At 52.6% G+C, this 22,557-nt stretch carries 20 protein-coding genes; 10 read left to right on the top strand and 10 right to left on the bottom strand.

Features of this window, described 5'->3' with window-relative positions; all coding sequences use genetic code 11:
• Positions 1–18: 18 nt before the first annotated feature.
• On the bottom strand, positions 19–1,206 hold the full coding sequence (ydeE, locus tag N7268_RS21820; protein WP_260864450.1) for an efflux MFS transporter YdeE: 1,188 nt from the start codon (positions 1,204–1,206) through the stop codon (positions 19–21).
• A gap of 199 nt (positions 1,207–1,405) precedes the next feature.
• On the opposite strand from ydeE, the gene eamA reads away from it, so the two are divergent.
• Positions 1,406–2,305, top strand: a complete 900-nt coding sequence (eamA, locus tag N7268_RS21815; protein WP_260864449.1) for an O-acetylserine/cysteine exporter — start codon at positions 1,406–1,408, stop codon at positions 2,303–2,305.
• 31 nt (positions 2,306–2,336) lie between these two features.
• Here the strand turns inward: eamA and marB are convergent, their stop codons facing one another.
• Genes marB through marR form a run of 3 tightly spaced genes read right to left on the bottom strand, consistent with a single transcriptional unit; the run spans position 2,337 to position 3,422 of the window.
• Complete coding sequence (gene marB, locus N7268_RS21810; RefSeq protein ID WP_198904229.1) at positions 2,337–2,555, bottom strand: multiple antibiotic resistance protein MarB; 219 nt, start codon at positions 2,553–2,555, stop codon at positions 2,337–2,339.
• Between the two features lie 30 nt (positions 2,556–2,585).
• A complete protein-coding gene (gene marA, locus N7268_RS21805) occupies positions 2,586–2,969 on the bottom strand; it encodes an MDR efflux pump AcrAB transcriptional activator MarA (RefSeq protein ID WP_198905401.1) in 384 nt (127 codons plus the stop codon).
• Between the two features lie 18 nt (positions 2,970–2,987).
• The gene (gene marR, locus N7268_RS21800; RefSeq protein ID WP_042308445.1) at positions 2,988–3,422 is read right to left on the bottom strand and encodes a multiple antibiotic resistance transcriptional regulator MarR; all 435 of its coding nucleotides are present in this window, start codon (positions 3,420–3,422) and stop codon (positions 2,988–2,990) included.
• Positions 3,423–3,680: 258 nt separating this feature from the next.
• Between marR and N7268_RS21795 the strand changes: the two genes are divergently transcribed.
• Positions 3,681–4,346 (top strand): MarC family NAAT transporter, encoded by a 666-nt coding sequence (locus N7268_RS21795; RefSeq protein WP_260864448.1) that lies wholly within the window; start codon positions 3,681–3,683, stop codon positions 4,344–4,346.
• A gap of 45 nt (positions 4,347–4,391) precedes the next feature.
• Here the strand turns inward: N7268_RS21795 and N7268_RS21790 are convergent, their stop codons facing one another.
• Both N7268_RS21790 and ptrR read right to left on the bottom strand, forming a co-directional pair.
• On the bottom strand, positions 4,392–5,582 hold the full coding sequence (locus tag N7268_RS21790) for a sugar transporter (protein ID WP_260864447.1): 1,191 nt from the start codon (positions 5,580–5,582) through the stop codon (positions 4,392–4,394).
• A gap of 181 nt (positions 5,583–5,763) precedes the next feature.
• Entirely contained in the window at positions 5,764–6,639 is an 876-nt protein-coding gene (gene ptrR / locus N7268_RS21785) for a putrescine utilization regulator PtrR (protein WP_260864446.1), read from the bottom strand.
• Between the two features lie 104 nt (positions 6,640–6,743).
• Here ptrR and sad point away from each other — a divergent pair, with 104 nt between their 5' ends.
• The 7 genes from sad to N7268_RS21750 all read left to right on the top strand — a co-directional run bounded on the left by sad (position 6,744) and on the right by N7268_RS21750 (position 13,264).
• Positions 6,744–8,132: a succinate-semialdehyde dehydrogenase gene (gene sad / locus N7268_RS21780; protein WP_260864445.1), complete on the top strand. Its 1,389-nt coding sequence runs from the start codon at positions 6,744–6,746 to the stop codon at positions 8,130–8,132.
• 106 nt (positions 8,133–8,238) lie between these two features.
• Positions 8,239–9,165 (top strand): glutaminase B, encoded by a 927-nt coding sequence (gene glsB, locus N7268_RS21775; RefSeq protein ID WP_260864444.1) that lies wholly within the window; start codon positions 8,239–8,241, stop codon positions 9,163–9,165.
• Entirely contained in the window at positions 9,165–9,524 is a 360-nt protein-coding gene (locus tag N7268_RS21770; protein WP_260864443.1) for a DUF4186 domain-containing protein, read from the top strand. The genes glsB and N7268_RS21770 overlap by 1 nt, the downstream gene beginning before the upstream one ends.
• Positions 9,525–9,604: 80 nt before the next feature.
• Positions 9,605–10,132, top strand: a complete 528-nt coding sequence (locus N7268_RS21765) for a GNAT family N-acetyltransferase (protein WP_260864442.1) — start codon at positions 9,605–9,607, stop codon at positions 10,130–10,132.
• A 106-nt stretch (positions 10,133–10,238) separates the two neighbouring features.
• Positions 10,239–11,690 carry a tagaturonate reductase gene (locus N7268_RS21760; RefSeq protein WP_260864441.1) on the top strand — a complete coding sequence of 484 codons (1,452 nt, stop codon included), beginning with the start codon at positions 10,239–10,241 and terminating at the stop codon, positions 11,688–11,690.
• Positions 11,691–11,895: 205 nt separating this feature from the next.
• Positions 11,896–12,810, top strand: coding sequence for a bestrophin family protein (locus N7268_RS21755; RefSeq protein ID WP_313958443.1), 915 nt, complete (start codon positions 11,896–11,898; stop codon positions 12,808–12,810).
• Between the two features lie 13 nt (positions 12,811–12,823).
• On the top strand, positions 12,824–13,264 hold the full coding sequence (locus tag N7268_RS21750) for a GNAT family N-acetyltransferase (RefSeq protein WP_260864439.1): 441 nt from the start codon (positions 12,824–12,826) through the stop codon (positions 13,262–13,264).
• 4 nt (positions 13,265–13,268) lie between these two features.
• Here the strand turns inward: N7268_RS21750 and N7268_RS21745 are convergent, their stop codons facing one another.
• Positions 13,269–13,646 carry a GFA family protein gene (locus tag N7268_RS21745; protein ID WP_260864438.1) on the bottom strand — a complete coding sequence of 126 codons (378 nt, stop codon included), beginning with the start codon at positions 13,644–13,646 and terminating at the stop codon, positions 13,269–13,271.
• Positions 13,647–13,784: 138 nt separating this feature from the next.
• Positions 13,785–14,543 (bottom strand): trans-aconitate 2-methyltransferase, encoded by a 759-nt coding sequence (gene tam, locus N7268_RS21740; protein WP_260864437.1) that lies wholly within the window; start codon positions 14,541–14,543, stop codon positions 13,785–13,787.
• 106 nt (positions 14,544–14,649) lie between these two features.
• Between tam and N7268_RS21735 the strand changes: the two genes are divergently transcribed.
• Positions 14,650–15,180 carry a GNAT family N-acetyltransferase gene (locus tag N7268_RS21735; RefSeq protein WP_260864708.1) on the top strand — a complete coding sequence of 177 codons (531 nt, stop codon included), beginning with the start codon at positions 14,650–14,652 and terminating at the stop codon, positions 15,178–15,180.
• Positions 15,181–15,446: 266 nt separating this feature from the next.
• Here the strand turns inward: N7268_RS21735 and N7268_RS21730 are convergent, their stop codons facing one another.
• Both N7268_RS21730 and N7268_RS21725 read right to left on the bottom strand, forming a co-directional pair.
• On the bottom strand, positions 15,447–15,740 hold the full coding sequence (locus N7268_RS21730; protein WP_260864436.1) for a hypothetical protein: 294 nt from the start codon (positions 15,738–15,740) through the stop codon (positions 15,447–15,449).
• Between the two features lie 110 nt (positions 15,741–15,850).
• Positions 15,851–22,531, bottom strand: coding sequence for a hypothetical protein (locus N7268_RS21725; protein WP_260864435.1), 6,681 nt, complete (start codon positions 22,529–22,531; stop codon positions 15,851–15,853).
• Between the last annotated feature and the right edge of the window lie 26 nt (positions 22,532–22,557).

Below are 22,557 nucleotides of genomic sequence, written 5' to 3'. Positions count from 1 at the left end.
CTCTGTAGCAGAAGGGAATCAGCAGACGGCAGGCTGATCCCAGGGTTTGACGCGCATACCTTTTAGCATCATTGCCCAGGCGAGGATGATGGCGACAATAAGCACCACAAACAGCGACCAGGAAGGCAGTGTCGTCAAAATAATACCGCTGGCCAGTGGATTGACCGCCGCACCCAGCCAACCCAGTGATTGTGCGGAGAAATAGCTCGCTTTCATTCCTGCCGGTGCAATGTTATCGATGAGCATATATTCGCCCGGCGCGTAAATGATTTCGCCCACCGTGAAGAAAGCCGCCGAAATACCCCACAGTAATAAACTGTTGCCAGAGAAGATAAATCCGACCAGCCCGAGAACAAAAAAGAGTGTCCCGCCTGCCATCAGAGGACGAATATTGGCGGTTGTGAGTCGGCGTCCAATCACATACTGCAGCGTAACGACCATCGCCGCGTTAACGGGCAGGACAACAGCAACCACTTGCTCGGCAAAACGACTGTCGGCAACCACCATGACGTACTGTGAAATGCAGGAGGCAAATGCGCCGCCGACAAACGAGGCAAGAAAAGCCGACAGCGTAAACCAGCACAATGCCTTATCCCGTAACAGAATCGAGGGCGACCACACCGTGGCGTTCAGACCTTCTGCCGGAACCACAGAACGTCTAACCCAGGTCTGGATAAAGACCAACGGAAAAGCCGAGCAAACAGCTGCCAGCCAGAATGGCAGGTTGATGCTTTGCATCACCAGCAGCGTGCCAAGCGGTGGCCCGACGGTCCAGCCAATGTTCAGTACCGTGTAGTTAAGCGAGAAGATTTTCGTTTTATTGGTGGCGGAGAGATTATCAGCAAACCAGGCTTTCAGTACCGTCGCAAAGACCGAGTAGGCGCAGTTGATCAGCGCGAAAAGCAACACCACCACCATCACGTTATGCACCAGTGGTATGGCAATAAAACCGGATGCAAATCCGCAGATGGCCAGCAGCATGTAACGTTTTTTATCAAACTTGTCGGCCAGAATACCAAACCCAAGGCTGAAGACGACACCAATGGTCAGTGCGACTGTCATGGCATAACCGATCAGATCGACGCTCAGACCATACTGACGATTGAGATAGATGGTCATAAACGGCAGGGTGGCGCCGCGTCCAATGGTTAATAACAAAGATGAGGCGAGTAAAGCGAGGGTAGACCTTCTCAAGGTGGTATTCATTTTCCTGCCCGACAGTGCGATGTTGTTATGATTTTTTTAGATATCAAACAGAAATAGCATGGCAAAAGTGTGATGTACACTCAATCAGTTGTCGGAAAATGCCCTGTCAGACCTACCTGAAATAATGATCTGTTACGGTACAACGATTTCCGTTACCTTAACTTGTTTACAAAAATTTAATAATTGCAGGGGCGGGAGAATGTCGCGTAAAGACGGGTTGTTGGCGTTACTGGTCGTCGTGGTATGGGGATTGAATTTCGTCGTGATCAAAGTCGGCTTGCACAATATGCCGCCGTTGATGTTAGCGGGGTTACGCTTTCTGCTGGTGGCGTTTCCGGCGATTTTCTTTGTTGCCCGCCCGAAAATTCCTCTCTCATTGCTGCTCGGTTATGGTCTGACGATTAGCTTTGGTCAGTTTGCGTTTTTGTTCAGCGCCATCAACGTTGGGATGCCTGCCGGGCTGGCGTCGCTGGTATTACAGGCGCAGGCGTTTTTCACTATCGTGTTGGGCGCATTTGCTTTCGGGGAACGTCTGCAGGGTAAGCAACTGGTCGGGATCGCGCTGGCGGTATTTGGCGTTCTGGTGCTGATTGAAGCCAGTTTGAACGGACAGCATGTGGGAATGCTCGGTTTTATGCTGACGCTGGCGGCTGCGTTAAGCTGGGCCTGCGGTAATATCTTCAACAAGAAAATCATGCAACACACGTCACGCCCGGCGGTGATGTCGCTGGTCGTGTGGAGCGCATTAATCCCCATTATCCCGTTCTTTCTGGCGTCGTTGATTCTGGATGGTCCAACGCGAATCGGGCAGAGCCTTGTCACCATCGATATGACGACCATCTTGTCGCTGTTCTATCTGGCATTTGTGGCAACGATTGTGGGTTACGGCATTTGGGGCTCTCTGCTGGGGCGCTATGAGACCTGGCGCGTCGCACCGTTATCATTGTTGGTTCCGGTGGTAGGGGTGGCGAGTGCGGCCGTGTTGCTTGATGAAACACTGAGTGGGTTACAGCTTATCGGCGCGTTGTTGATTATGGCCGGTCTGTATATCAATGTGTTTGGCTTTCGTTTGCGTAAGATTGTGCAGATGAGAGGCTAAAAAAAGCCCCGCGGTGGCGGGGCAAAACGAATTACAGGCTGCGCATATTGTAATAAGGCACGCCCAACTCGTCGGACTTATCGCTTCCAGCCCCCATATGATTGAAATCAAACGGGGATTGTTCCTGTGCTGGAGGCATCATCATCGCATCACGACTATTTTGTCGTGTGGGCTGAGTGGTTTGTTCCGCCATGCTCTGACCCGAAACAATAAGCAGCAGGGCCAGCATTGCAGATGACAGAAGTTTCATGATTTCCTCGGTTACGTCGTTTACAGGCGATTAGCAATGACATTGATTTAGTGGATGCAAATAACGGGATTCTCCGTGCATATTTGTCATACGGTACTTATGCGGCGGCACATCAAAATAGTTCTTGAATGTCCGGGTCAGCGTTTGCTGAGACTCAAACCCGTAACGCTCCGCCAGGTAGAGAATCGGTTCGTTACTTTCTTTTAATTTTTGCGCTATTTCGGTCATTTTGCGGCTGCGAATGTATTGACCTAATGAATGACCAGTCTCTTTTTTAAACATCCGTTGCAGGTGCCATTTGGAGTAACCTGAACGCTCAGACACTTTTTCCAGTGAGAGCGGCGATTCAAGGTTATTTTCGATCCAGTCCAAAATGCTATGAATAGTGATTGTGTCAGTATTGCGTCTGGACATCGTCATACCTCTTTCTGTTTACGGCAGGATTCTCTTAAGCAAATGCTCAAGTGTGGCTACTTCATCCGCCGTTAAGTTTTTTGTTAGTTCCTGGTGCAGGTCTTGCCCTACTAATTGATGACACTGCTCGCAAATTGCCGCGCCATGCTCGGTGAGTTTCACCAGCACGCCACGCTTATCATGTGGATTCGGAAGCCTTTCGATCCAGCCTTTGCAGGCCAGTCGGTCAAGCATTCGCGTCAGCGCGCCGAGATCAACAGACAGCACTTTTTTCAATTCGACAGGGGTGATACACACCGCGCAACGGATGGAGCAGAGCACCTTAAACTGCGATGCCGTGATATCCAGCGGTGACAGATAGTCGTTTAATAAACGATCTTTTTTCTGATTAACCATGTAGATCAGCCGCCCCAGTGGGATGATTTCATTGAACAGATCACTGGTACTTTTCACAATGGTTGCCCTGGCAAGTAGTTAGTCACGGCTGATATTATTGCTCAGGCAAATATAAGTCAAATGAATGAGTGGAGGAATGCCACGTTTTGCTAAAACTGCAGACACCGGATGTTTATGGGTTCGTTCGCAACAATTTGATAATTATGGCTTATGCGTAAAGGCGAAAAATGAATCCTTACATCGGCAAAATGGCTTATCTCATACGTTTCACCTTATACTTGCCGTTGACGAATAACGCACAGGAAAGATGAAATTATGATGGACTTGTTTAAAGCAATAGGACTGGGGCTGGTGGTCCTGTTACCGTTGGCAAACCCGTTAACCACCGTGGCGTTGTTCCTTGGCCTGGCTGGCAATATGAACAGTGCAGAGCGCAATCATCAGTCACTGATGGCGTCTGTTTACGTGTTTGCCATTATGATGGTGGCGTACTATGCCGGGCAGTTGGTAATGAATACCTTCGGGATTTCGATTCCCGGATTGCGTATTGCGGGCGGATTGATCGTTGCGTTTATTGGTTTCAGAATGCTGTTTCCGCAGCAAAAAGCGCATGAGTCACCGGAAGCGAGAAGTAAATCAGAAGAGCTGGAAGATGAACCGACGGCCAATATAGCGTTTGTCCCGCTGGCGATGCCAAGCACTGCCGGCCCGGGTACGATTGCTATGATCATCAGTTCGGCCTCCGCTGTACGTCATGGCTCTGAATTTCCTGACTGGGTTATCATGGTCGCACCGCCGATCATTTTTGCGCTCGTCGGGGTTATTTTGTGGGGATGTCTGCGCAGTTCTGGCGGGATCATGCGCCTGGTCGGTAAAGGCGGTATTGAAGCGATTTCCCGCCTGATGGGGTTCTTGCTGGTGTGTATGGGCGTGCAGTTTATTATTAACGGCGTGCTTGAAATCATTCAGACCTACAATTAAACGACAAATGCGCCCGGTTTATGTCGCCGGGCGTATTTTTCACGGTTACTGAGGTTGTTCTTCCAGCGTGACAGGCCATTTGCGAAAGATAATGACCGACCATATCAGCGCAACAACGGCCGGTAGCGCGCCGACATAACCAATCGCAGACATTGACCAGTGCAAACTCACCTGATTTCCCACCAGCGCACCCGCACCGATCCCAATATTAAAGATACCCGAGAACAGCGCCATCGCGACGTCAGTGGCATCCGGCGCTAATGCCAGCACTTTCACCTGCATCCCCAGTCCGATCACCATGATGGCAATACCCCAGAAAATGCTGAGTACGGCAAGGTGCATTTCACTGTCAGCAGCGGAAAGAAGCAGCATCAGACACGCCGTCAACACGGCAATGGCGCAACCGATCAGCGCAGAGGCATGCTGATTTCCCAGCTTGCCAAAAATGAGGCTGCCGATAATTCCCGCTCCGCCAAGGACCAGCAGGAGCACGGTGGCAAAATTGGCACTTAACCCTGCGACCGTCTGAACAAATGGCTCGATGTAGCTGTAGGCAGTGTAGTGTGCGGTGACCACAATAACCGTCAACAGATAGAGGCTCATCAATGCGGGACGACGGAACAATAGCGGCAGGCTCTTTAATGAACCGGAGTGTTCGCTTGGCAGTTTCGGCAACAGTTTAATCAGGCAGAACAGGGTAAGGAGCGCCCCCATACCGATGGCGAAAAAGGTGGTTCGCCAGCCAAAGTACTGACCCACGATACGCCCAATCGGCAGCCCTAATACCATCGCCAGTGCGGTTCCGGTAGCGAGCAGGCTCAGCGCTTGCGCACGCTTACCGGCAGGTGCCAGTCGGATCGCCAGTGATGCGGTAATCGACCAGAAAATGGCATGGGCAAAAGCAATGCCGATACGACTGATAACCAGCACGGTAAAGTTCCAGGCCAGGAAAGAGAGGACATGGCTGGCAATGAACAGAACGAAAAGGCAAATCAGCAGCTTGCGCCGCTCGACCTGGCTGGTCAGCAGCATAAAGGGTAACGACATCAGGGCAACAACCCAGGCATAGATCGTGAGCATGATCCCGACCTGAGCCGTCTGCATATGGAAGCTTTGCGCGATGTCAGACAGCAAACCGACAGGGACAAACTCCGTGGTATTAAAAATGAAAGCGGCAATGGCAAGCGTAACGACCCGCAGCCACGCGACCTTGCGGGAAACAGTGTTTGACGTCATATCAATTAATCGGATTGGCGGCGAAAAGGTGAGGACAGGATCTTAGAACGTTTACTGGCGAAAACACAATCATTTCGTGATTCAGATCTCGTTTTCTTGCTGATGCGTGACGGTTACTGAGGGGGGGGATTAAAAGCGGCCAGTGTAGTTACTGACCGCGGTAAAGCGTTGCCACAGACCGTTAATCCGCGTCAGGCGGCAATAATGGGTTGAGCACTTCAATAAATGCCTCAAGCTGTCGCGTCATAGCGCCGCGTCGCCAGACAAGCCAGGTGTTTAACCAACGCCAGTTTTCGCTCAGCGGCCAGGCGTTAACCTGATGATGCCCCGGCATGCTCTCGAGCATCGAGCGTGGGATGAGTGCGATACCCGCGCCGGCAATCACGCAGGCAAGCATACCGTGATAAGACTCCATTTCATGAATCGTGCCCGGCATGGCGCGATCGGCATGGAACCAGCTTTCAAAATGGCGGCGATAAGAACAGTTAGCGCGGAACGCGTAAATACTGCAGCCATTGACGTCACTGGCCCGCTGTATAGGCGGGTGCCCGTGCGGAGTGACAATCATCATTTCCTCACGGTAAACCGGTATTCCTTCAAGCCCGGGATGAGTAATAGGGCCATCAGCAAACGCGGCATTCAGGGTTCCGTCCAGCACGCCGTCCAGCATCGTGCCTGAAGGGCCGGTTGCCAGCGCAAACTGGATTTTGGGATAACGCTGATTATATTCAGCCAGTGTGGCGGGTATGCGAACCGCCGCGGTACTTTCAAGCGACCCGAGGGAGAACAGGCCTTGCGGCTCATCGCCGGCGACGACCATTCTTGCTTCTTCTACCAGTGCGAGGATCCGCTGGCTGTAGCGCAGAAAATTGTGCCCGGACGGGGAAAGTCTCAGGCGTTGATTCTCACGAATAAACAGATCGACGCCCAGGTCGGCTTCAAGCTGGCGAATGCGCGTCGTGAGGTTGGATGGCACACGGTTCACCTTTGCCGCCGCCTGCGTAATGCTGCCGGTTTCGGCAACAGCATTGAACATTTCCAGTTGCGTCAGATCCATTATTTTTCTCTATTCGTGAATGGTATGGTTAATATTATTCATTTTTCAGAAAGAGTAAATACGCTCATGATATGAACACACCCGCATAATAAAGAGAGAGACCTATGACCATTTCAGCAGCAACACATGCGATTTCCGTCGATCCCACCACCGGTGAAATGCTAACGGCAATACCGTGGGCGCGCGCCGATGAGATTGCAACTGCGCTTGAACTCGCCGCCAGTGGATTCAACGAATGGAAGCAGACAACCGTGGCGTACCGCGCACAGATGCTACGTAATGTTGGACAGGCTCTTCGCCAGCGCGCTGAAGAGATGGCTCAGTCGATCTCCCGTGAAATGGGTAAACCTGTCAGGCAGGCGCGTGCTGAAGTGGCGAAATCCGCCGCGTTGTGTGACTGGTATGCAGAGCAGGGTCCCTCGATGCTGAATGCTGAGCCAACGCTCGTTGAGAATCAGCAGGCGGTCATTGAATATCGTCCGTTGGGAACCATTCTGGCCGTGATGCCGTGGAACTTCCCACTCTGGCAGGTTATGCGCGGCGCCATTCCGATTCTCCTCGCCGGAAACGGTTATCTGTTAAAGCATGCGCCTAACGTGACGGGATGCGCCGGGATCATTGCCCAGGTCTTTGCTGATGCCGGTATTCCGGCGGGTGTTTACGGGTGGGTCAATGCCGATAACGCCGGGGTCAGTCAGATGATCAATGATTCACGTATTGCCGCCGTCACCGTGACGGGAAGCGTGCGTGCAGGGGCGGCGATTGGCGCTCAGGCGGGAGCGGCTCTCAAAAAATGCGTGCTTGAGCTGGGCGGTTCCGATCCGTTTATCGTACTGAATGATGCCGATCTGGATCTGGCGGTTAAGGCCGCTGTCGCCGGACGTTATCAGAACACCGGACAAGTTTGTGCCGCGGCTAAACGCTTTATTGTTGAAGAAGGGATTGCCGCGCAATTTACGGAACGCTTTGTCGCCGCGGCCAGCGCGCTGAAGATGGGCGATCCGCTGAATGAAGAGAACGATCTCGGCCCTATGGCGCGATTTGACCTGCGTGATGAACTGCATCTGCAGGTTGAAGCTTCCCTGGCGCAAGGCGCGCGACTGTTACTGGGTGGTGAGAAAATTGCCGGTAAGGGAAACTATTACGCGGTGACGGTTCTGGGGGATGTGACGTCTGAGATGACGGCTTTTCGTCAGGAGTTGTTCGGACCGGTTGCGGCGATTACTGTGGCGAAGGATGCTGAACATGCGCTTGCGCTGGCAAATGACAGTGATTATGGCTTATCCGCAACGCTTTTCACCGCAGACGACGCGCTGGCGAAGAAAATGGCAGCGCGTCTGGAATGTGGCGGCGTGTTTATCAATGGTTACAGCGCCAGTGATGCCCGTGTTGCCTTTGGGGGCGTGAAGAAAAGCGGCTTCGGTCGTGAGCTTTCTCATTTTGGCCTGCATGAGTTTTGTAATGTGCAGACTGTCTGGAAAGATCGTGTCTGATTTTGCCTGACCGTTTCATCATAAATCCCGACCCTGAATACAGGCGGGCTGTATTCAGCTCTGTTATACTCGCAGGCCTTTCAGACCTGCGAGCAAGGAGCATGTTGTGGCCAGGGCCATGGACAATTCAATTTTAGAGACTATTGTGCAGCAGGTTCGCCCGCTGATTGGTCAAGGTAAAGTTGCTGATTACATCCCCGCATTAGCCTCTGTTGAGGGCTCAAAACTGGGTATTGCCATTTGTACCGTCGATGGTCAGCACTATCAGGCGGGGGATGCCCAGGAGCGCTTTTCTATTCAGTCAATCTCGAAGGTGCTCAGTCTGGTGGTGGCAATGCGCCATTATCAGGAAGACGAGATCTGGCAGCGCGTCGGCAAAGATCCGTCAGGCCATCCGTTTAACTCGCTGGTTCAGCTGGAAATGGAGCAGGGCATACCGCGCAATCCCTTCATTAATGCTGGCGCACTGGTGGTTTGCGATATGCTGCAAGGACGCCTCAGCGCCCCTCGGCAACGCATGCTTGAAATTGTGCGTGCGCTAAGCGGCGTTCCGGATATTGGCTACGATGCTACGGTTGCCCGTTCTGAATTCGAACACTCAGCGCGTAACGCGGCAATTGCCTGGCTGATGAAGTCTTTCGGTAATTTTCACCATGATGTAACGACTGTTCTGCAAAACTATTTCCACTATTGCGCGCTAAAGATGAGTTGCGTAGAACTGGCGCGGACCTTTGTCTTTCTTGCGAATCAGGGACATGCCTTTCATCTTAATGAACCGGTGGTGACCCCCATGCAGGCACGACAGATTAATGCGCTGATGGCAACCAGCGGCATGTATCAGAATGCGGGGGAATTTGCGTGGCGAGTTGGTCTACCAGCGAAATCCGGCGTGGGTGGAGGCATTGTGGCGATTGTGCCCCATGAAATGGCCATTGCCGTCTGGAGCCCGGAGCTGGATCCCGCGGGGAATTCGCTGGCGGGTATTGCGGTGCTGGAACAGTTAACTCAACAACTGGGACGCTCGGTTTACTGATGAACTCGCTCGATCCGCTTTTTTCCCGACTGGCAAAATCGACCTTTCGCTCGCGGTTTCGCCTCGGAGAAAAAGAAAGACAGTATTGCAGAGATAAAGGCGCGCAGGTGATTGAACAACATGCGGCGGATTTTATTGCTAAACGTCTGGCACCTGCATTTCCGACTAATGACGGCAAGCAGACGCCTATGCGCGGTCATCCGGTCTTCATCGCTCAACATGCGACGGCGACGTGTTGTCGTGGTTGTCTGGCAAAATGGCATGCTATCCCTCAGGGGCAGCCGTTGAGCGAAGAACAGCAACGTTACGTTGTCACGGTGATTTATCACTGGCTGGTGATCCAGATGAACAAGCCATAGATAACATAATCCTATGATGCGATATCTTGTGTAGTGCAAATGTTAAACGCACTATGGAAGGGTCAATCTAAGGAGAATCAATGGCGACCTCTACTTCCTGTGTTGTGCTGAGTGCAGAACAGATTCTGTCGAGAATCGATTCGCTTAGCGAACTCCTCGAACAGTGCGTGAATGACGGCGCATCTGTGAGTTTTGTTTATCCCTTTAATCAAGATAAAGCACTGCCTTTTTGGACGGGCGTCGCGCAAAGCGTTGCTCGTGGGGAACGAAGGGTGCTTGCTGCTGAAAATTCGCAGGGAGCGCTTATCGGGACCGTCCAGCTGATCCTCTCTCAACCTGAGAACCAGCCTCATCGTGCTGACGTGGCCAAATTATTGGTGCTCCCTGCAGCGCGACGAGGCGGTGTTGCCCGGGAACTCATGGATGCCCTGGAAAATTGTGCGCGTCAGGAACGCAAAACGCTGCTGGTGCTCGATACGGCGACGGGTAGCGGGGCTGAGTTGTTCTACCACAATTGCGGATGGCAGAAGGTGGGAGTGATACCCGGCTATGCACAAATGCCGGATGGAACCCTTACCGGCACGACACTTTTCTACAAAACACTCTAAATTGTCACGGGGGATTGATCAAAACAGGGTTTCATTGTATTAAAGTTTGCTAACCTATTGGACCAATTCAATCAGGTTGTATGACTAATCAAAAAGGGAACCCATTGTGCAAACACTAAATCGTCGCGATTTTCCCGGTGCTCACTATCCTGAACGCATCATTCAGTTTGGTGAAGGAAACTTCCTGCGCGCCTTTGTTGACTGGCAAGTTGATCTGCTAAATGAACATACCGATCTGAATTCTGGTGTGGTCATTGTCCGTCCTATCGAAAGTACATTCCCGCCATCACTGAGCACGCAGGATGGTCTCTATACCACCATCATTCGTGGTTTGAATGAAAAGGGTGAGGCCGTCAGCGAAGCACGTTTAATTCGCTCGGTTAACCGCGAAATCAGCGTCTATAGCGAATACGATGAGTTCCTGAAACTGGCGCACAATCCTGAAATGCGTTTTGTTTTTTCTAATACGACGGAAGCGGGTATCAGCTATCACGCCGGCGATAAGTTCGACGATGCGCCAGCAGTAAGTTACCCGGCGAAACTGACCCGACTGCTTTTCGAACGTTACACCCATTTTGACGGTGCGTCCGATAAAGGCTGGATAATCATTCCTTGCGAGCTGATTGATTACAACGGTGATGCTCTGCGCGAGCTGGTGTTGCGCTATGCTCAGGAATGGGCGCTGCCGGAAGCATTCGTACAATGGCTCGATCAGGCCAACGCATTTTGCTCGACGCTGGTGGACCGCATTGTTACAGGCTATCCGCGTGATGAAGTGGCAACACTGGAAGCCGAACTGGGCTATCACGACGCGTTCCTGGATACTGCAGAACATTTCTATTTGTTTGTCATTCAGGGACCTAAATCGTTAGCGACAGAACTGCGTCTGGATAAATACCCGCTGAATGTCCTGATTGTCGATGACATTAAGCCGTATAAAGAGCGTAAAGTTGCCATCCTGAACGGTGCGCACACCGCGTTGGTTCCTGTTGCTTACCAGGCAGGGCTGGACACGGTAGGCGAGGCGATGAATGATGCTGAAATTTGTGCCTTTGTCGAAAAAGCGATTTATGAAGAGATCATTCCGGTACTGGACTTACCCCGCGATGAGTTAGCCTCGTTTGCCAGCGCCGTAACCGGTCGATTCTGCAACCCGTACATCAAGCATCAGTTGTTGTCGATCGCGCTTAATGGTATGACCAAGTTCCGCACCCGTATTTTGCCGCAGTTGCTGGCAGGGCAGCAGAGCAGTGGTCAATTGCCGGCGCGTCTGACCTTTGCACTGGCCGCGCTGATTGCTTTTTACCGCGGAGAGCGCAACGGTGAGTCTTATCCTGTTCAGGATGATGCGCACTGGATCACGCGTTTCCAGCAGCTTTGGACCCAACATAATGACCAGCAGATTAGCACGACAGATTTGGTGAAATCGGTGCTGGCCGTTGAAGAACACTGGGAACAAGACCTGACTCAGGTTCCAGGCCTGGTTGCGCAGGTGTCTGCCGATCTGGATGCAATCCTGGCTAAAGGTATGCGCGAAGCCGTTAAGCCACTGTGCTAACAGGTTGAACCCGGCTCAGGCCGGGTTTTTAATACCCCTCATTTAGTTACAACATACATTTAGTTTTACTGCAAAGAACGCAATCTGAAACTCCCGTGCGAACAAGGTCTGGCAGTTAAGAAACGTGGGATTTAGTGTTGCACGCTTGCAACATTGATCGCGATCACGTTTAATGTCCCGGCTCTCACATTCTTCGAAGATAATCATGATCGTTCGTCCTCAACAACACTGGCTACGCCTGATATTCGTCTGGCACGGCTCCGTTTTATCTAAAATCTTTTCGCGCCTGTTCCTGAATTTTTTGCTGTCGATTGCCGTCATCATTATGTTGCCCTGGTATACGATGCTGGGTATCAAATTTACCCTCGCGCCATTCAGCATTCTGGGTGTGGCCATCGCAATATTTTTGGGCTTTCGCAACAATGCCTGTTATTCACGTTATGTTGAGGCCCGACATCTGTGGGGGCAATTGATGATTGCTTCCCGCTCACTGCTGCGAGAGGTCAAAACGACCTTACCCGATGATCCGGAACTTGGGCAGTTTGTTCGCCTGCAAATCGCGTTTGCGCACTGTTTACGTATGACGTTACGTCGGCAACCTCAGGCAGAACCGCTGGCTAAATATTTAAGCGAGGCTGATCTACAAACCGTTTTTGCCTCTCAGTCACCGGCAAACCGTATTCTGTTGCTCATGGGGGAATGGCTGGCCGTTCGCCGGCGCAACGGACACCTATCTGATATATTATTTCACAGTTTAAACAACAGGTTAAATGATATGTCTGCGGTACTTGCGGGATGTGAACGCATTGCCAATACGCCGGTTCCTTTTGCTTATACGTTAATCCTGCATCGCACGGTGTATTTGTTTTGTATCATGCTGCCATTCGCGTTAGTTGTCGATTTGCATTACATGACGCCATTTATTTCAGTGCTTATTTCTTATACTTTTATCTCTCTCGATACGCTTGCCGAAGAGCTCGAAGATCCATTTGGCACTGAGAATAATGATCTGCCGTTGGATGCGATTTGTAATGCGATTGAAATCGATTTACTGCAGATGAACGATGAAGCGATTGTTCCTGCTAAACACTTACCGGATAAGCATTACCAACTGACGTAAAAAAGGGGCGGTTATGACGTTAACGGTTCGGGAACTGCGCGAAGACGACTACTCAAAGTGGCGTTCCTTATGGAATGGCTACCTGTCTTTTTATGAGTGTGAACTTGATGAGTCGGTAACGGCATCGACCTGGAAAAGGGCGCTTACGGTAGATTCCGGTGTCTTTTGCCGGGTAGCCGTGATGGACGAGAACGTAATCGGTTTTGCAATCTGCATATTGCACCCAGGCACCTGGTCAACGTCCCCCGTTTGCTATCTGGAAGACTTGTATGTTGATGCCAGTCAACGTGGTGTCGGCGCAGGGAAAGCGTTACTCAATGCGCTGAAGGAGGAGGGGAAGCGCGAGGGGTGGTCAACACTCTACTGGGTGACGCGTGACAATAATCCGGCGCGAAAGTTGTATGACCAATTTTGCCTGGCGGATGATTTTGTGCGCTATCGGATGTTCCTGTAGTGTATCAGTGATGTTCTTTTGGCCACCATGCCGGCTGCATATCTGAAAAAGAGTGAAACTCTGGTGCCAGATCGTCATCATTCGGATCATCAAAAACACCGGCCAACAGTGCAACGACCGGATCATCATCAATGGCGCCAACTGAACTTCCACAGCGTGGGCAAAAAGCTCTGCTGGACGTTTCTGATGAACGCCAGGTTGTTGGCAAACCCGATGTTCCCGTCCACTCTACATTTTCGGCAGCAAACTCAATCCACACGACAGTCGGGGCTCCCGTATGCTTTCTGCATATCTCGCAGGAACAGCTATGTGAATTGTTAGGGTTTGTCGCTTTAAAACGTATCGAACCACACAAACAACCGCCAACGTAAACTTTAGACATGACCATTCTCGTCAGTTAAACGTTTTCTGACACTAGCAGATGGCGGGCGTTATCACTAGATTCTCGTGATAAAAAGGCGAAGGCGCGCATTGCAGATGAGTGAAAACGAGAGGCCAGCGCAGCAAAACAGTCATCTGTTCAAAAATCACGTCTGGCCACGATAAACACTCTCGGGAACGCCAGCAGAATTTTACCGTTTTCCTGAAGCGGATATTGCTCCTGCAATAGTTCATGGTACCGCGCCAGATAATTGCGCTGTTCACTTTCGCTGAGATCCTGCAGCCAGGGACGTAAACCCGTGGAGCTTACCCAATCGATAATCGACTGATGTGAGTCCATAATGTGGTAGTAGGTCGTACGCCAGATATCCACGTCACAGCCCGCGTCGGTCAAAATATCAAAGTAGGCGTGCACGCCGGGAAGCGGGGCGCGGCCGCGATCGGGATAACCGTGTTCGTATGCCACTTCGCGCATCAGTACGTGGGTTGGTTCAAGCCAGTTATCCGGCATTTGTACGGCAAGAACCCCGTTGCGATTGAGCTGAGAGACCAGATGTGGGAACAGTTCATAATGGTCAGGTACCCACTGTAACGATGCGTTTGCATACAGCAGATCCAAAGGCTGTTCCGCCTGAAACGTGCTGATATCTGCCTGCATAAAGTGGCAATCAGGTAGTATTTTGCGTGCCTCGTTCAGCATGGCTGGTGAAGTATCGACGCCAGTAATCCGAGCTGATGGCCAACGCGCATGCAGTAATGATGTGCTGTTTCCCGGCCCACAACCAAGATCGGCGATTGAGCGAACATTTTCCAGCGCCACTCGACTGAGTAATTCTGCCGCGGGTCTTGAACGTTCGCTGGCATACTGCAGATAGAGCGAAGGGTTCCAGTCGGCCATGTTTGAATCTCCAGTTGAGAGGAAAGGCGGGAAGGGTTGCATAATCCTTGCCGATGAGACATCTCTTTTAGAAGATTATATGAAAATGAATGATAAGGGCAGAAATATGCTGGAGACACCAAGGCTTATTTTACGACAGTGGGAAGAACGCGATAAAAAGCCATTTGCCGCACTGAATGCAGATCCCGAGGTAATGCGTTTTTTCCCCGCGACGCTCACAAAGACTGAGAGTGATAATCTGGTCGAAAGGTTTAGTGAAGGAATTGAAGTACGTGGTTGGGGATTTTGGGCGGTCGAGCTAAAAACGACACAACAGTTTGTAGGCTGTGTTGGATTGCACCCGCAACCGGATAAATTTGAGTTTTCACCCTGTACCGAAATTGGCTGGCGTCTTGGCAAAGCATATTGGCATCAGGGACTGGCAATGGAGGCCGCAAAAACATGTCTGGAATTTGCTTTTGAAGAGTTGGCTCTGGATGAAGTGGTTTCGTTTACCGCGAAACTCAATACACCTTCAGAACGTTTAATGCAGCGACTCGGAATGAAAAAAACAGGAGAGTTTATGCATCCTGCATTGCCGTTGGACCACAGGCTTGCTCAACATGTGTTGTACAGGGCTATGCGTTCATCCTGTTAAAAGCTACGACTGAAAAGATTTCAATCATACACACTTAAATAGAGCTATCAGTGAGCAGAACAAGGATGACTATAAAACGGTGGATTCGGCCTGCACTTATGTTAGTGCGCATAATGTATATTATGTTAAATAACCTCCATGGGTCTATTACATCAAAATGAGCTGAGTTCTCTCGCAACATACAATTTTAATGACACCTAGATATACTTATCCAATAATTCATACGTTTACCGCATGTCACTCCTGCCCTGTTGCATGACTTGGTGTTACACCCGAGCCGTCACGGAAAAATCCCCGACTGTATTTGCCGTTTCCGGGAACAAGAAAGCCACGCCAGTGTTCTCCGAGTCATCAGTTAATTTCCAGCCGACCAGCACAATCTGGGTTTGTCCATCGGCTATCAGTTCCGTGCCTGCCGTGACCGAATACTTCCAGATGCCTTCATCCATAGAAAGAACCTGTTGCGGGTCACCGGATACCTGCCAGAGGTTGTGGTCCGATAATGTGATACTCAATTTTTTACTGCCAAAATGAAGTAAGATGACAGCGTTGGTCGCCATATCCTCATCTCCTCGACAAGTGAATTAATTGCCAAAATCCGCATCATTTCAGGATAGCTAGACTCTCAGCGTTTAATTCTCATGAAAAATCATGATTCAGAATCCGGGTTTTATTTAAGAGGCAATTCACGCTCCAGAATCAATGGAATACAGGTACTCTCAGTGGCCCTCTCGGCTTTGAGAATTGACCAGCCTAATGAAGTTGTTGCGGCAGACGTATAAGCCACCCACTTAAACACGCCGCGATGCAGGAGTTTTTCCTGATGGGGCATTTCCACCCACAGGCTTTCTGGTGCCGGACAGGTCGAGTGTGCTGCACACCATGCCTTTTGGTTTTTCGGATCGGTAACGATAAGTGAGTACATAGCGGGTGGCGGCGTTTGGGCTGAGAGCGCTTTTATCACAATAGGGACTTTTGCGATTCCCTCACCTCTCACAATGGTCAGTATCAGCGTATCTTCTGCGTGTAACGTAGTGCTAAATAGCGACGTTGGCAGGGTGTAAACCTCGTTGACTTCTAACCGCACGGATTCGAGCGGTTTCGTTTCGTCAGGCAAATTAAAGGCAAGTGTTTCCTGTTTTCCGCCATCATGACGGATCACCGCTGCCTGAAGCGTAAAATTGCCCTCTTTTGCCGATCTCGCCCTCGCCTGAATCACTAGTGTTGCGGTTGGCGTAATCGTGGAGTTGTCCAGCCAGACGTTGAAATTCCCATTTGCTCCGCTGTCCACGATGATGGGATTGGTTTGTGATAACACCTGATCCAGCGCTGGATCGGCGAAAAAAATTGTGCGCCGCAGTAACGGTAACGGGTAGCGTTCGCGGACTGGGGCAAGCACCGGTAACGTCAGAGAACGCATTGCCGCGGGCTCCAGTGTGTTATTCCCGGTGGATTTTCGCGTCAGAAACAGCATCTCTATGTTGTAAGATGCCTCGTACTCCAGGTCTGTCAGTGGGCGGATTCGGCATTCAAAGGTACAGGTCGTTTCCTCAATACCTTCAGACCGATCGAGAGTGAACAGCAACGTGTCATCCTCCACGAGTTCCACCGCCGAGAAGTCACGCGTTTCTGCCCCGACTCGTAGCCTGCAATGCAAGCTTGATGTCCGATGCATCATGTCCAGCAGCAGTCTGGCGGGACGCTCAAGGGGCTGATTATCCTTGTCCCACATCATGCATTTCACCGTAACCGCGCCGCGCCAGGTTAATTTCCCGCCTGCTGAATCCGGGATCAAACCGCTCGGTTCTGGCCGCCCCATCAACAGCACCCACTGAGGAATATCGGCCACTAATGGCGCGGTGATGATATCCCACGCTCCTGCTAGCGCCATGCAGGTGGTATTTTTATTGCCATACCAGGCGACGGTCTGTCGCCATGAAGCGCTATCTCCGCTATTTTGCGGCAGCGCCATTGGGCGTGGTCTTCGTATCGAGCGCATTGTTGACAGACTGGTTTCAGCCGGTTCGTTCAGACTGTGTACTTTGTTCACGCTGTACAAACCGCGGATCCCCATCGTCACAAACGCCCCTGCCCGCGTGGCAAAATCCAGGTGCATTACTGCTGGCGGGAGTCTGGTCTGGATAAGGCGGGTTGCCGGAAGTGTGGGGTCCATCTGCAGTAACGCGCGCGCAATTTCACTGGCCGAGGGTACTGTCGGTCGCGCTGCGGCAACTGCCGTATCCGTTGGTTGTCTATTTTGAAACGCAACCTGTTCCCACTCCTGGATCCAGACGGTTTCCATTTTCTCCTGGCTATTAACGGACGTATTGAGTTTGAAGGGTTTTCCTGATGGTGAGCTCGTCTGGATCTCGCTGCGGATCCCGCTCATTGCCAGCGGCCGATCGTAGCGGAGCGAACTGCGGGGAGAAGCAAGCACCTCTGTGGCCATTTTGTCCACTTCCGCGAGCATCGGCCAGCTCAAACGGCCATCAGGAGGATTAGCCCTCGATCGGCTTAAAGGACGCACAGGACGTTCCAACGGATCTTCATCTCTGGCGGGTAGCTCGTAAGCGAAATAGCTCTGTGCATCACGACGCAGAATAAACGTCGGTTCGGCCATTCTGGCGGCCGCAAGGGCGATGAAATGCTTCGCATCGTCTATGGCAATATCCGTACGGCTGAGCGGTACGGCTACGAGCCCTGACGGTCCGCCGACTATGAGGTCTGAATGAATTTCTGTCACGGCTGGCGGCGGAACACTGTCGACAGACGACGGGAGACGGATTAGCGCTCGCCGCACCGTCATCGGCTGTGATCCGGAGATATTGGCTTGCCGTCGATATGTGCTGGTCAGCAGACTGAGTGAATCAGTCTGCTCGTCGGTATTAAACAACATCGCCAGCATTATCGCAGACCGGGGAAAAACAAAAGGCAAAGGCGCTGGGTTGACTTCGCTAGCCGGTGTGGCACCCGGTCGCTGGATTTGTTCGACATGCCAGCCCGGTATCAGCGAGACCGACTCATCGCTAAACCAGTTTTTTGCCAGTTCATTCCCCCCAACAGGGGTGGGGTTGCCTAGATCACAAGTGAAGGGTAACGCCCTTCTGAATGGCTGTTGGATAAGCTCGCCTGGTGACTGTCGCCGGGCGCCAGCCAGTTTTAGCGACAGGTTGAGGAAATCGTGGCGAACCATGTTCAGTTTTGTCTGCGGGCCGTTACCTGTCACCTTCAGCACGGCGGCCAGCGAATCACCTCCGGCAGAGATGGCGATAAACGGGAGATGAAGCAACCCGTAGAGGTCATCTCTGCGGTTGTACAGTGCCGTCATACCACCCAGAAATAGCCAGGCATCGGCATTTTGCTCCTGCAACCTCTGCACTACCCGGGGATCGAGCAGGCCAGTGTAACCATGGCTAAGACGCCGCACGCCGGGGCGCAGAAACTGCGCGGTATGACCATCGGTTTTCATCCCGATATAGCCCGGCGTGAAGCCAAAGCCCCGCGTATCGTTTTTGGTTGACCATTTTGCGTCCAGCTCATCCGCAAGCGCCGCTGCCGAGCGCAGCTGCAACACGCCAAGGCAGCGCAGCTGCCTGGTTTTACCCTGTCTTGTGAAACGGTGTCGGGTGTCCACCAGCCAGCTTACCGCTTCTGCCGAGAGGGCAATCCCCTTTCCTGCTGCCGGGCGGAACTGGCTGCCGCTCAGGCAGTGGTCAGCCAGCACAAACGTTGCTTCGTGAATGACCTTCGCTGGGGTGGCAAAATCAACCTCCAGGCTGGCCTGAGCCTGGGTGTCATCAACCGGGGCCAATGCTGGCCACTCCACAAGGCTGGCCTGTGTCCAGCTCCCATCCAGGCGTAGTGAGTCCATGACATCTTCTTTTCCCACGACGTGCAGCAGGTGCGTCATCCGTAGCGTCCCCAACTGCAGCTCCAACTCCAGGAAATACGTCTGCAATTCGAGTTTTGCTTCGCTAAAACTTAATGCCAGTGCGCCCTTCAGCAAACTTGCGGTCGCCATCCCCGCAATGACCACCAGGCCTTCCACCTTGTCAGGCGTCAGTACGCAGCTTCGTCGTGCGGCATCAATGACTGCCTTACAAGGGATCTCGTTGCCAAACCAGTTCACTTTTGCCGAATTGTCTTCGGGAGTCTGAGTTAAGCTCAGGGTTACCCTCACCCCATCACGCAATGATGTCGTCAACGCGGTCCAGAGCACACTCACTGTTTGCAGGTTGATACTGGCCTGGAGCCCGTCGTCGGCCATGTTGCTTGTCGCTTCTGCGTGGGTCGTATCGATGGGGTCAAATTGCAGCGATCTTTGGACCGATAAAAGCGGCAACGTCAAACTGGTTTTTTCAAGCCACAGGCTTCCGTTGCTTAGCGCCAGCCGCCCTGTCAACTGGGCTCCTCCTCTCAGATCCCATGTGATGGTCTCACCGGATACGGGGTTGATCGACGAGACTTTCAACATGTCGCCCTCACCTTCGGTAAGGGTAATCTCCACCCGATGCAAGGTATCTACGGCAAGCGGATTTGCTTTTGCTCCAGCCAGCAATGTGCCTTCGATTTTCGCCGCAGCCACGCTCCCCGACAGGGTCCTCGACAGCGATATCAGCGCCGTCGGCATAAAACGCAGGTTCGGTCCTAACGACAGCGGGGGCAGAGCAATATCGTCTCCCAGCGTGCGCGGGTCAGACAGCGACCACGTCCACCCTTCTTTCTGTACCGTACCATCCAGGCGAGCGATATCATTGCGCTGAGCCGAAATTGGGACGTCGGTAAACGCAAAGTCCCACTGGATGCCGTTCACGCCACTGACGGACAAAGGGTGCTGAGTGCTAAGCAACCATAGCGTTTCGGTGGGATCTATAATCCGTACCTCACGGGCAATCAGGCCGTGACCGGTTTGCGGCGCCTGACTCCAGAAAACCCCCAGACCATCCTGAATCACTCCCGGGCTACTCTCTTCTTCCGCCACTGACCAGCCCGTCAGTTTCTTCTTGCCACTGCTGTTAATGCAGACCTGATTATCTTTGAGCAGCGCCAGCATTTCCTCCGGGCCTTGAAGTAGCTCATTGCTGTCCGGGTGCCATATCCAGCCTACATCGGTCATCCTGACTGTAACATCAGTCATCGTGACTGCACCCCAGGTGATGCGACCATCCGTCACGCTCACCTTATCGCTGAAGGTAACCGTCGGATTCCAGTCATAGGGGGGATAAAGGTTTTTCGCAATTACACCTGCGGCGGTGAACATCTCGCTGTGCAGCGTAGCGGCGTTAGCTCGCCGAAGCAGGTTGTCTGCGGTAGCTTGTTTGAGCGCTTCCGGCATTAAAGCCGTAATAACAGGAGGGATTGCTTGGGTCGCGTTATCCGGCAAAGGCAGTACCGCGCAGGCGTGAGGGTCATCCCAGAGCGGCAGCGTGTAATATCCTATAACGCCATATGCATCAGCTGACGTGGCGGTGAGTTCCAGTCCTGGTAGCGTCAGAGCCACGAGCGGCATGATCGGGTTTTCGATTTCAACGCGTTTCCGGGTCGAAGCAGATATTCTCGGCATCATGCTGAGCATATCTTCCAGTTGTAACTCCCCTCCTTGTGTTTTAAATGGCGTCAGCGAGCGGGTTGCGTGAGGGCGAGTCGACCGGGTGTCCGAGCGTGTTACCGGCAGAATCTGGATACTCGGTAACGTCGGATGGCGCAGCCAGACTCGCCAGTTGGCACCTTTCGCTGCAGTCACATCGGTATTCACCGTGATGGAGAAATCTGGCTGTTTCTCTGGCTCAACGGTGAATGGCTCCAGTACGAAGGGGGCAGAGGCATCGCCCTCGCAGCGACGCAACAGGAGATCAAAAAACGACTCCGGGTCGTCCGAGACGCAAGGCAGCGCGTCGTGTCCGTCTGGCGCAGTGGCCGCGAGCCAGACTCCCCCGCGCAGCGTCATGGCGGATCCCTTCAGTGTCACCGTGGCGCTTTGCAGGGTGGCGGAGCCATGCAGGATGCTAAAGATAAACTCAAAGGCGTAGTTCTTCGGTTCATCGAGCAAGAGACTCCAGGGGGCGCATTGTGTTGTCTTGTCACGGCTGTTAAAGCGTTCGCGGCGACGATTGCCCAGCCAGAAAGATCCGCTGACGTCAGATATGTTCTCCGGGAACACGATCCCCGGCAACCTGTGCTTATCGGCGGTAAACGGAATCTCAGCCCAGCCATCGTCCAGCAGCAGAAAGCCGACCGCCGTTTTGTCCTCTGCGCCTACGTCCCCATACTGACTAAAAAGGCGATCGCGCACACTGCTCGCGTCGTGGACCAGCGGGATCCTGCTGAACTGCATCCTTTCGCTATTATTCCGCCACTGCCAGGTGGCCTGCGGATCTTGAACCGGTGAGCCGAGGCTCCTGACGATGAGTTTCTCATCGGCGTATTGCAGTGAAATCTCGCTCGTCAGGCGCATCACCGCCATGGGCGGCATTTTGCGGTTCTCAGGCTTCTGGTCCGCCAAGGTGACAAGCGTTGACTCACTCGGGACGATCGCCTCCGCCCAGTTTACCTTCAGGGCATTGCCCTGCACGGTTATCCGCCAGCTAAGCTGCGGTAGCTGCGGTGTGGTGTTAAAGCCAAAGCGTCCCCATTGCGTGGCTGAGCTGCTGCCTGCTATGGCATTCAGACGCAACCAGACCTCATCCCAGGCGGCGGCAGGTTGCGGATCGTCGAACGTCAGGCACAGATTTTTATCGCGGTAGCCCAGACGTAAACGCGTGGAAATGGCTTGCCCCCCATCCGGCGGAGGGACAAGAGCAGAGTAAATAATACCCTCTGCCGTTAATAAGACCGGCTGAGACTTGTCGAGACTGGGCAAAAGAGTGGCCATCAACGTGCTGCTGTCGAGCGGGATCGCGCCCGCCTGCAGAAAATAAGCCGGAACATAGTTGGCGGCGTTGATATCTGCGATGTGGCTGTCGGTATCCGGATGTTCCCAGATCGGGCTGACGGTTACCCGGGTATCCGCCACCAGCAGGGTTTTCATGGCGAGCCCAGAAATCTCCAGCGCATACTTTCCTTCCTTATTCCCCTGCCGCTGCAGTAACAGGTCTAGCAGCATCGGATCGGCGAATTGCGCGGTAGGCTTACTGTGATCCGAAAAGGTGAACTTCATTTCGCGCGGCTCGTTTCTCACGGCCAGCACACGGACACCGTGTGAACCTGGCGTTTTACCCGTTTCAGGCTGCACCCTGGGGGTATAACCCGTGAGCACCCACAGGGCTTCATCCTGGTGTTGCTCGTCAGGACGACGGGGGCCGAAAACCGTGACCGTACCCAGCCCACTTGCTTGCGAATTGATTTTGGTCATCGTCTGCCTCCTGTGTTGATTCAGCG

Source organism: Citrobacter sp. Marseille-Q6884 (genome assembly GCF_945906775.1).
In the GTDB taxonomy this organism is placed as follows: domain Bacteria; phylum Pseudomonadota; class Gammaproteobacteria; order Enterobacterales; family Enterobacteriaceae; genus Citrobacter.
The sequence above is the reverse complement of the archived record's forward strand: the minus strand, read 5'-3'. Positions and strand labels throughout refer to the sequence as shown.